Here is an 11,356-nt window from a genome sequence, read left to right on the forward strand (position 1 = left end):
TACGTGAGAAATCGAGCGCTAAAACTTTGGGAAAACCTTCCTGTATGTGATATACCTAGTAGTATCACGTGGTTCAAAGGAGCGCTTTGGTCATGACAGCCTACCGCAAACTGAGCATCAAAATGAAAATGTTTCTGATGATGTTGTTCATGATGGCGTTTATCATTATCCTGGCGTTTGGGTCTTTGTACTATACGTACTCGGTGTATGACAAACAGTTGTTTGATAAGTCGTCCCGACTGCTGAACCTTTCCTCGTCTACAGTGGATGTTGAACTTCAGAAGTTGGAAGCGTTATCATTAAACATGATCTCTGATACTCAAATTCAAAGGGCCTTGAAGTCGTTGCTGGATGACGATAGCGCATATTCAAGCTTTATTGAACGAAAGAAGATCACGGATCGGCTATGGGAGCATATTAGTGGGGCTGCACGTTATGTGCAGTCCGTTCATCTGATTGATTCGAGGGGAAGAGTCAATAAGTACGGCGAAACACTAAGCGTATCCCCGGAAAAATATGATCGGATGATTGAGGCTGCGGAGCAGGCGAATGGTGCAGTGAGGTGGCTATACCCGGATGATGATGATCCGATGTTGGTTATGGTGCGTCAAGTGCGAGCCTACGAACCGATGACTCTGGAACCGGTAGGCATCCTGTTTCTGCGTATTAATATCGAGCGACTCGTTGAGGAGTATGCGGGTATTGATAGCCAGGACAGTGACATTATTTTAAAAGCAGGCAGTGATGTGGTCTATCCCTACCGCCAGCTTTCGGAAGCGGTGTCCGCCGGACTGAATCCACTTCCAGGCAGTGGGGGATATGAGATCAAAAATCTGGATGGGAGGGAGATATTTCTTTCCCAGAAGAAATCTGCTCACACCGGCTGGGTTTATTATAATATGGCCTCATATGATGAAATTTTTGAACGAATTATATGGTTGAAAAATAGTTTGATCATGGTTTATCTTATCGCCATTCTGGTTGTTCTCGCGCTTGGTATGGTGTTCGCACGCAGTCTGACGAGGCCGATTAGGCAGCTCATCAGTCAGATGAAGGAGGTTCAGTATGGCGATCTGGAGAACATAGACGTTAATCTGTCCATTCCCACACACCAGCACATGGATGAACTGGGGTTACTACAGCGTACGTATCGACTGATGATTACACATATTAATACATTGATCAAAGAAAATTATGCAAGCCAACTGGTCATCAAGGAAACCGAGTTCAAAGCATTACAGGCGCAGATCAATCCTCACTTTTTGTATAATGCGCTGGATTCAATCCATTGGCTTGCCAAAAAGAACAGGCAGGAGCAAATCTCCAGTATGGTGCTATCACTCGGATATTTGCTGCGTTCCTCCATCAGCTTCAAACAAAATATCATTACAATTGCCGAAGAACTGGAGATCGTCAATCATTACATCACCATTCAGACCTACCGTTTCCGGCAGCGGCTGGATTTCCGTATGGATGTGCCTGCTTCATATCTGGGTTGTGCCATTCCAAAGTTAACCCTACAGCCGCTGCTGGAGAATGCCATTCAATACGGTTTGGAACCACAGGTTGGATCATGTCTGATTCGAGTGTCTGCCGAGATATCAGGTGGCAAGCTGGCCCTTATCGTGGAGGATCACGGTCCCGGTATGGAGCCCGAATATGTGGAGCAAGTGCTTCGCGGAGAAGTGAAAACCAGAGGAACAGGCATTGGCCTGCTGAATATCAGGGAGCGGGTGCGTCTGGCTTTTGGCGAAGAATATGATGTACTGCTGGAGAGCAAGCCAGGGCTTGGAACGAGAGTAACGGTATTGCTGCCACCCCCATCACCAGGTAAGGAGGAGAGGCTGTGAGAAGATTATTGCGAACAATAGGCATGATCTGCCTTATGCTGACTCTTCCTGGCTGCGTGAACCAGCTGAATCAAAGACCAGGTATGATAGTGGACGAAGAGCCGATTACGCTGCGCATTGCTTGGTGGGGTGGGGAGTTCCGCAACAATGCAACGATAGCCGTTATCGACCTGTATGAGAAGTTGAATCCGCATGTGAACATTGAGTACGAATATAGCAGTTTCAACGAGTATTGGAGAAAACTTGCCCCGCATGCAGCAGGTAATGCGTTGCCCGACATTATCCAGATGGATATCTCCTATCTGTCCCAGTACAGTTCGCTGCAACTGTTGGAGGATATGACCCCGTACATGCAGAGTGGGCTGATTGACACGACAGATATTGAGAAGGAACAGCTAGAGAGTGGAAGCCTGAATGGAAAAACCTATGGCCTCAGTTTGGGGGTAAACGCCATGCTCAGCATCTATGATCCGGAAGTGTTAAAGGCCAATGATATTGAATTGCCAACGGATACGTGGACATGGGCGGATTTTGACCGGATGGGGGAGCAATTGCTCGGGAAAGGCATCTATCTGGGAACCTATTTTACGCCCGAACAGTTTTTTGCTTATTACTTGAGACAGTATGGTTCCAAGCTGTATGCGGAGGATGGCAAGGGATTGGGTTATGAGGATGATGGGCTGTTTGTGGATTACTTTGCCAGGATGCAGCAGCTCGCAGAGAAGAAGCTTATTTTTGCACCGGATATCTGGACCTCAGATATTGGTCAGCCTGATAACGACCCGTTTTATCTGGGAGAGGCTTTGTTTAGCTGGGGGTATTCCAACCAATTTATCAGCACCGCTCAGCGTTATGGCAAAACCTTAACCATCTCCCCGATGCCTGGGCCAAACCGCCAGGATGGATTGTTCTTGAAGCCAGGCATGTTTTTCTCCATGGCGGGTAATTCCAGACATAAGGAGGAGGCGGCCAAGTTCATCAGCTTTTTTGTGAATGATTTGGATGCCAATCTGCTGCTCAAAGGGGAGCGGGGTGTGCCCGTCTCATCCAGTGTCAAAGAGCGTATGAAGCTGGTGGTTGAACCGGAGCTGGCGCAGGTGTTTGACTATATTGATTGGGTTGCAGATAACAGCAGCCAGATGGACCCGCCTGATCCTGTAGGTGCACCCGAGGTCACTGCGGTATTGCGAGAGTTGTATGATCTTCTGCTGTTTGGCAAAATTACGCCTGAGCAGGCGGCAAAGGATTTTCGTGAGCGGGCAAACACAATTTTGAATGGGAAGTTATAAGAATGGACTAGATCATATATGTATATAATGGGCTTAGGGCTGTTGTCGTTCACAAGTTCAACCTTCATTCTACTCGGGTGAGGGTTTTTGTTGTGGAATGGTGTATATTTCCTCTAGTATAATAAAAATGGGCAGTTGTCTATCTGTAGATCAGATAGATTCTATCCATATATTATTGGATGAGGAGTGTCAGGACATGTCCATACATCAGATAGGTCACAAGGTATCTTTTGCTGATATCAAAACGAAGTTGCCTCAGGAAAGTTGGATGTACACTCAGAATGAAGCGCACAACGGTGAATTTGAAGCCGAGGAAGTATGGTTACATTCTGGTGACCTTCATATCAGTGAACTGTTGTTGGATGAAGGACCTTTTTTGATCTTGGTTGAAGGAAATCTGACAGTGGATCGTTATATTGGAAATACAAGTTCCGACGCGGCCAGTTCAAATCTGGTTGTACTTGGGAATCTCATAACGCCCTATATGATCGTGGGTGGGCAGGAAATATATATTACAGGTAATCTCTATGTGGAGGATATGTTCTGGGGGGATTACAACCATGGAGAATTGACAGTGAGAGGGAATGTAGAAGGTGGATTGCTGGTAAGTACCGAGCAATATATGATTCAGGTTCAAGGACAGCGTAATGTGAAGCGTCAGCTTGAAGAATGGGAGGATCTCGGACCATGGCGGGGCTTTGACATGTTGGCGTTATTGGTTCCTGAATGTGTGATTGATGAAGATACAGATCCGTTTCCTTGGCGAGAAGAAATGTTAAAGAGGCTGCAGCAAGGACGACCTGTAATCAACCGAAAGTACATTCATGCCGATGAATCAGAGCCAGATGTGCCGGATTGGTTCGAAGATCATCGTATTACCGCTGAGAACATAGAGCGTCTTACTCATCCATCTTTGTTGCCTGTAAGAGAGGAGGATGAGTTACTCAACAGCTATGAATTTTGGTTGAACGAGCAATTTTGCCGAGTATCGGTCTATGGAGATGAGCATACGGAGGGGTATTTCCGCAGTCTTTATTTTCAGGATGACCATAACTGTGCATTGTTGCTTAAGATGGAGCCATCAGATCAAGGTTCCAACACTCCTGATAAACATATCCTACAACCGGGTAAACCTGTCTGGATGATCTCAGGTGCATATCGTTATCTTCACAATGAGAATTCGGAATGGAACGTATTTTCGGAGAACTCACCTGCTGATATTCAGCAGTTAAGCGAGCAAGGATGGAGCACCTTGTTGCAGTCTGTATCGAATTATCAGTATGCTCGTTCCTTAATTTCGCATCAACTGATCCGTGATTTATTGGCTTTGCCGATCGTGGAGCCATATGACGATTATTATGATGACGACCGGCATGGGCTGTGGATTGGAGACTTGTATTATGCATTTCGACAAGCAGGTCAGCTGAGTGATGGTGTTCCCCAGCCCGCTATGCTACGTATTGGAAGAGAGTATAAGGATACTCAAGGGGAGACGCAGGTGGAGAAATACTATTATACCCTGCACCAACATGAGGACGGCACGGAAAGTGTGTTGATCGAATACTCGGCTCAGAAGGACGAGGATGAGGAAGAAGAACCGGTGTTGCTTGAACTTCATTATATAGGCGGCTCTCAATTACTACATGCCGTTCAATTGCTCGAACGTGGACGCCAAGTGCTCATTCAAGCAAATGAGGATTTACTGAATGGGGAGCTGCCGTACGCTGCTGAATCATTTGCGAAGCGATTTTGGAAATCAAAAGGATACCTGAAATGAATAAAACAACCTTCACCTCTAGTTCTGAGGGAAGGTTGTTTTGTCGTTGTATTTACCCAAACTGGGCTTGATGCAGTCGGCTGTACGAGCCTTTACGCGCGAGCAGTTCTTCATGGCTTCCTTGTTCAGCGACACTGCCGTTCTCCACCACCACGATACGATCGGCGTGTCTAATGGTCGCCAGTCGATGGGCAATCACCAATGTCGTACGGCCTTGGGCCAGCTCGGACAACGCCAGTTGAATAGCAGCTTCTGTCTCGGTATCGAGTGCGGAGGTGGCTTCATCCAGAATGAGAATTGGCGGGTTTTTCAGGATCATTCTTGCGATGGACAACCGTTGCTTTTGTCCGCCGGACAGTTTCACGCCACGTTCACCAATCATGGTGTCCAGTCCGTCTGGCTGGGATTGTACCAGCTCTTCCAGTTGGGCTCGGCGAATGGCTTGCCAGATTTCTTCATCGGAAGCATTCAGTTTGCCGTATGCAATATTTTCACGAATCGTTCCATCAAACAGGAAAATATCCTGCTGCACAATCCCGATATGGGAGCGCAGTGATTCCAGCGTCATGTCCTTCACCGGAATGCCATCGATGGAGATATGTCCCGCATCCACATCGTAGAAGCGTGGGATCAGGCTGCATAACGTCGTTTTACCTCCGCCCGAAGGTCCAACCAGAGCCACCGTCTGGCCTGCCTGAACATCCAGATTGACCTGAGACAGCGTAGGTTTGTGTTCTCCATAAGAAAAGGTAACGTTATGGAAGGCAATATCGCCTTTCACGTCTGGAATGGGTTTCGCCTGTGGTGTATCTTCTACATCAGGTACAGCTTCAAGAAGCTCCAGGTAACGTCTGAATCCGGCGATGCCTTTGGGATACGTCTCGATGACAGAGTTAATCTTCTCGATCGGTCCGAGGAATACATTGGATAACATCACAAAAGCGATGAATTCCCCGTAGGTCATACTTCCTTGAATGACAAACCAGGTTCCGCACACCAACACAAACAGCGATACAAATTTCATTAGAATAAAACTGAGTGAAGAGTTCCAGGCCATGATGCGGTAGGTGATTAGTTTGGTGAGTCTGAAACGTTCATTGTTCTCAACGAAACGTCCTACTTCATGCTTCTCATTGGCAAAAGCCTGTACCACACGGATGCCGCTCACATTGTTCTCGACTCGTGCATTATAATCGGCGATATCCGCAAACATGCGCTTGAACGCCTTGGACATTTTGCGACTGAAATACAGCGACAGGTAGATCATCAGCGGCACAATGATGAACGTCATCACAGCGAGCTGCCAGTTGATCCCCAGCATAATCCCGAAAGCTCCGGCGAGTGTCATGAGGGCAATGAACAGGTCCTCGGGTCCATGATGCGCAATCTCACCAATATCCATCAGATCGTTGGTCATGCGGGAGACCAGATGTCCGGTCTTATTGTTATCGAAAAAGCGGAAGGACTGCTTCTGTACACGCTGGAACAGTTCACGCCGCATATCGGATTCAATGTTAATGCCGAGCTTGTGGCCCCAATAGGTCACTGCATAATGGAAAAAGGAACTGAGCAGGTAGATGCCGAGCAATCCGACACACGCCGCTAAGATCATGGACCAATTGCCAGCCGGAAGCAGTTGATCGACCACCCGGTTAACGGCGAGTGGAAAGGCCAGCTCCAGCAGCGCAGCGGCGATGGCACAGGAGAAGTCCAAGATAAATAGTCTTTTGTAAGGACGATAATAAGACATAAAACGGCGAAGCATATGTAAGTCCTCCTTGATATGACACAAATGCCCGAGCAGGCAGATCAGCCTATCCGGACACCTGTATTCATGCTTATGTTATTTACGGTTTTGCTCGGCACGTTCTACGATCATATCGGCGAATTCTTCAGCCTGACCTTGAATTGCAATCGGGTCGAAGTACCAGTAACGGTCCTCCAGCAATTCGTACACCTGATTGTTTTTCACAGCCGGCAGGGATTGCCAGATGGAATCACCTTGGTAATTTTTATTGTTTTCCCCAACGGTCAAGAAGATATGATCCCCTGCATAATCACCAACGACTTCACGCGAAATCTCTTTCCATTGGGTATCACCCATCAGTTCTTTTTTGGTAATTTCGAGTGGAGCAAGTCCCAAAGCACGGTATACCGCCTGTCCTCCTCGACCAAAGTTGTCTCCATATCCATAATAACTCTTGTCGGATACTTCAATGATGGAGAAGGTTTCCTCCGGTTTGATGACGGTTTGCACCTTAGCACGAGCGGCTTCAATCCGTTCATCGTATGTTTTTAGCCAAGCTTCGGCCTCTTCGGATTTGTTCATCAGCTCTCCGAATCCCCGGATTTCGTCATATACATTGGTGAATGTACCATAAGGGATGACTACGGTAGGAGCGATTTTTTGATAACTCTCAATCTCGCTGGCCTGGTCGGAGTAGGTAATGATCAGATCCGGGTTCATGGCAATGACCTTCTCCATGGATACTGCCGCCCGATCACCGATACTCTCTATGCCCGCCACTTGATCCGCATAGAACGGGTTTTCCAAATAATATTGAACAGCACCAACAGGTTTTACACCCAGTGCAAGCAGATCACTTACGTACATATCCGTAACGATCCGTTTCGGTTCAGCCGGAATCTCAACATCCCCGCTTAATGACTTGTAGATTCGTGTAGCATTCGAATTGTCTGAACCAGATGACGTGTCTGTGTTCGTCTCGGAAGAGGCTGTTGTCGTTTCGGTTCCCGCTGCCGTTGTCTGTTCAGTGGCAGTCGAGCCTGTTCCGCTGCTACAAGCAGCCAGAATCATAATGATGGCGAGCATAAGCAGCAAGCTGGAAAAGCGTTTTTTTGCAGCAAACATATTCTTGTTCCCCCTGTATATAATCAATAATGATTATTATTCTCATTAATAACATAGAGGAAGATGTGATATTTGTACATGGACAACTATGATCACTACAGCATGGACAATTATGATGTGAGGTGACGCATGATATGCTGCAACTGCTCCATAACGGACAGGGGATCAAATCCATAGAACATGTCGGCATCAATCTCGTATACACGTCCTTCACGAACGGCGGAGAGGTTGCCCCAGGATTCCTGATTCAGCAAGTTGTTCAGCATTTCTCGTTCGGTAGGTTCCTCAGGATAGGCGACAAACATGTGATCTGCGGCGTACAAGTGAATCTCAGACAATGGAACATGAACGTACCCTGTGAGTAACTGCCCGTCCTGCTCCATCCGTGACGGTGGAGTGAAGCCCAGCGATTGATACAGCACATGAGAAGCCCTGCCCCAGCCGTGACCATAGATATATGCGCCGTCCTCTCCAATCATAAACATGCAAACGGCGGACCCTCGTGTCCCTTCCATCCATTGATCCAATGTATGATTGGCCTCTTGCTCAAGTTGATGATATCGATTTAACAACGTCTGTGCATTGGACTCAAGCCCTGTGATTCGGCCCAAATGAAGAAGCTGCTCCTGCCAATCGAGTTCCTCAAAAGGCATCAGAATGGTCGGTGCGATCAGACGTAGTTCATCGGAAGCGGGATGCGGCGCATAGCCGACAATGACATCGGGCTGAGCGTTTGCAATCAGATCGGTATGTTTAACCAGGTCATATTCGGAATGTTGCTCAAATGGTTCATGACCATCCTGACCATGTTCACCCAGTTTCTCTTCCATCCAGCTGGCTACAGCGCCCATGTGGGGAGTGTGGCCCAATGCCAGGAGCGAGGCTGTATAATTGTAAGTCAAAGATACAATTTTTTTGGGCATTTTCCGGTAGTGTGTTGGTGCTGATCCAACCATCTGTTTGAATTTGCGGCTCAGATAGAAGGTGTCCCTGTAGCCTGTCAGTTGTGCAATTTCCTGTAGAGTAGGGTTCGCGAACAACAGATGTTCCTGAGCCATCCTGATTCTGAGACGGGTCACATATTCAACAAACGTAAGACCTGTATGTTTCTTGAACTCCCGTGAAAAATGCTCAGGACTCACATTCACATCGCGTGCCAATTGTTCGCGGGTCAGTGGATGGGTATACATCTGATGGATATGTCTAAGCACAGCATCAAGCCAGGAGTGATCTTCATGAGCAGAATGAGCCACATGATCCCGCAAAATTTCCAGTAACTCATAGAAAAGCATATGTGGCCTGAAGGGGCTGGAATCACGGCCTGCCGTACTGGCTTGAACTAATTCGACTGCCCTATCGGTGAGAGTACGACTCGCAATGGGAGCTGGTATCCCGAAAGGCCAGAACAGCTGTTCATTTTCAGTGGAATCAAAAGCAATAGCAATGCCTTGTATTGGCGACAGGGAACCTCGCTTGTTCTCGTGTTGAAGCAGGCTTCCAGCTTGCCGAACCACTGCGGAGCCCGCATTTAATGTCAGTTTACCCTCTGCACTGATCAGCCTGGCCTGTCCAGCAGTAATGACGTATAGTACATGAAGGGTGCTCCACATCTCATCTGTACGGGAGAACGCCTCACGGTCGTGAAGTTGCACCAGATAGCGCAGCTTGAACAGGGCATCAGGGATGGACTGAATCTTCTGCAAGGAAACGGGGCGGGACAGCGAGTTTTTATGATAAATGGGCTTGGATATATTCATTGGATAACTGTCTCCTTACATAAGTCAGCAGGGGCATCTTTCGTCTCATGCCCTTGGTGTACTGGCGTAATTCTCAAATCTCGATTATTATGCAGTATATACTATAAACGAAGTAACGTGGATGGACAGAATGAACAATTCAACTTTTTCTGTGAAAAATAGATAAAGTGGTTGAAATCGCTATCAACACCGACTATAATGAAAATGTCGAAACGTTTCAATCTGGCGTTTACTGCCAGTTTCATTGTGTTAGGCACGAACTGTTTATAGAGCGCCAGATTGAAAGACGCGTCATAACCATCAATTATGTATGGACTGGAACGGGATTCATTCAACCCTGGTGCCATAAGGATGGAAACAAGGATTTTTTTTGAGAATACCTCGAAACGTTTCGATTGATGGCTACTCCATTGATATGTAAAAAGATCAATAAACGATAATACAGGATTTAGTGGTTGTTCTAACCATGTATCGTATAAAATGTGGGTAACCTTGAATTTGTTCTTTATAGGTTCAACTAAACTTTTTACGCGAGAACGGAGAGGACAGAAATAACGTGAAGAAGCGAAGCGTTCGCCTAAAAGCTTTCTGCAAGAAAGCTACATCGGAAGCATACGCTATCCCCGGATTTTCCCTTTGAAGAAGGGAATTAAAAAAAATCTGGGGATAACAGCGATCGGAATGTTATTCTGTCATCGGAGTGGTAAGTGTAAATATTCTTTAGTTGAACTTATATATAGTTTAGAAGGAGCGAACGTGGAATGGCAACGATTAAGGATGTGGCAAAGCTGGCAGGTGTAGCACTCTCGACTGCTTCCTATGCGCTGAGCGGGGATAGCAAGGTTAGTGCCAAGACCAAGGCTAAAGTGCTTGAGGCAGCACGAGAATTGAATTACCGCAAGAACGGCTTTGCCATGGACCTGAAGCGGAGCCGGACGAACACGATCGCTTTGATCCTGACAGATCTGTCGGGCCCGTATTACTCGGAGTTGATCCGCAGTGTACAGGATGTAGCTCTCGCGAACGGGTATGACCTGATTGCGTGCAGCTCCATGGGTGGACGGGATTCAACGGCAGTACGATTTTTGCGTGAAAAAAGAGTAGATGGAGCCATTGTCCTGGCACATAACATTCAAGATGATATTCTGGTGGAATCTGCTGGTCATCGCTTTCCGATCATCGTGATGGATCGTCAGCTATCGAGTGACCATCTGGTCAACGTGCTGGTGGACGGAGAGCAAGGTGGTTACCTCGCTACCAGCCACCTGATTCAGGCAGGACATCAGAAGATTGCTTATATCAGCGGTCCAGCCAACTCGTATGACAATGCGCTGCGTTACCAAGGGTATCTGCGAGCGATGCGGGAAGCGGGACTTGAAGAAAAGTCCAAATGGCGTTTGAACGGTAACTTTGTACGTGATGGCGGATACAGTGCAACCAAGATGATGATCATGCAGGGTGAGCTCCCCTCAGCTGTATTTTACGGTAACGATGAGATGGCGATTGGCGGCCTGAAAGCATTGGAAGAGCGTGGCATATCGGTGCCGAATGACATTTCCGTAATCGGATTTGACGATATTCAGTTGTCCGAATATGTTCGTCCACCGCTGACAACGATACGCCAGCCGAAGCATGAAGCCGGGTCGCTCGCAGGACATCTGTTATTCCAGATGCTCAATGGCGAAGCGGTAGATCCATCGTATACGTTAACGATTAATATGATCGAGCGCAGCTCTGTACGTTCGGTCTAGACCGAGTCTGAACAACAAAGACTGCCTGCATGCTGAAGTAAAAGTTCAATGATGGGGTTA

7 protein-coding genes are annotated in these 11,356 nt (G+C 47.3%); 4 read left to right on the forward strand and 3 right to left on the reverse strand.

Features of this window, described 5'->3' with window-relative positions; genetic code table 11:
- Nucleotides 1–92 precede the first annotated feature (92 nt).
- The 3 genes from PAHA3_RS22530 (at nucleotide 93) to PAHA3_RS22540 (ending at nucleotide 4,916) form a co-directional block, all read left to right on the forward strand.
- On the forward strand, nucleotides 93–1,850 hold the full coding sequence (locus PAHA3_RS22530) for a sensor histidine kinase (protein WP_062836894.1): 1,758 nt from the start codon (nucleotides 93–95) through the stop codon (nucleotides 1,848–1,850).
- Complete coding sequence (locus PAHA3_RS22535; RefSeq protein WP_062836895.1) at nucleotides 1,847–3,139, forward strand: ABC transporter substrate-binding protein; 1,293 nt, start codon at nucleotides 1,847–1,849, stop codon at nucleotides 3,137–3,139. The genes PAHA3_RS22530 and PAHA3_RS22535 overlap by 4 nt, the downstream gene beginning before the upstream one ends.
- A 196-nt stretch (nucleotides 3,140–3,335) precedes the next feature.
- The gene (locus PAHA3_RS22540; RefSeq protein WP_062836896.1) at nucleotides 3,336–4,916 is read left to right on the forward strand and encodes a hypothetical protein; all 1,581 of its coding nucleotides are present in this window, start codon (nucleotides 3,336–3,338) and stop codon (nucleotides 4,914–4,916) included.
- 52 nt (nucleotides 4,917–4,968) lie between these two features.
- On the opposite strand, the gene PAHA3_RS22545 is transcribed toward PAHA3_RS22540, so the two are convergent.
- The 3 genes from PAHA3_RS22545 to PAHA3_RS22555 form a co-directional block, all read right to left on the reverse strand.
- Complete coding sequence (locus PAHA3_RS22545; RefSeq protein WP_062836897.1) at nucleotides 4,969–6,681, reverse strand: ABC transporter ATP-binding protein; 1,713 nt, start codon at nucleotides 6,679–6,681, stop codon at nucleotides 4,969–4,971.
- A 78-nt stretch (nucleotides 6,682–6,759) separates the two neighbouring features.
- Nucleotides 6,760–7,788, reverse strand: a complete 1,029-nt coding sequence (locus tag PAHA3_RS22550; protein ID WP_062836898.1) for an iron-hydroxamate ABC transporter substrate-binding protein — start codon at nucleotides 7,786–7,788, stop codon at nucleotides 6,760–6,762.
- A gap of 110 nt (nucleotides 7,789–7,898) precedes the next feature.
- Nucleotides 7,899–9,545: an AraC family transcriptional regulator gene (locus tag PAHA3_RS22555; protein WP_062836899.1), complete on the reverse strand. Its 1,647-nt coding sequence runs from the start codon at nucleotides 9,543–9,545 to the stop codon at nucleotides 7,899–7,901.
- Nucleotides 9,546–10,306: 761 nt separating this feature from the next.
- On the opposite strand from PAHA3_RS22555, the gene PAHA3_RS22560 reads away from it, so the two are divergent.
- A complete protein-coding gene (locus tag PAHA3_RS22560) occupies nucleotides 10,307–11,296 on the forward strand; it encodes a LacI family DNA-binding transcriptional regulator (protein ID WP_062836900.1) in 990 nt (329 codons plus the stop codon).
- The last annotated feature ends 60 nt before the right edge of the window (nucleotides 11,297–11,356 follow it).

The organism is Paenibacillus amylolyticus, assembly GCF_001570725.1.
Lineage (GTDB): Bacteria > Bacillota > Bacilli > Paenibacillales > Paenibacillaceae > Paenibacillus > Paenibacillus amylolyticus_A.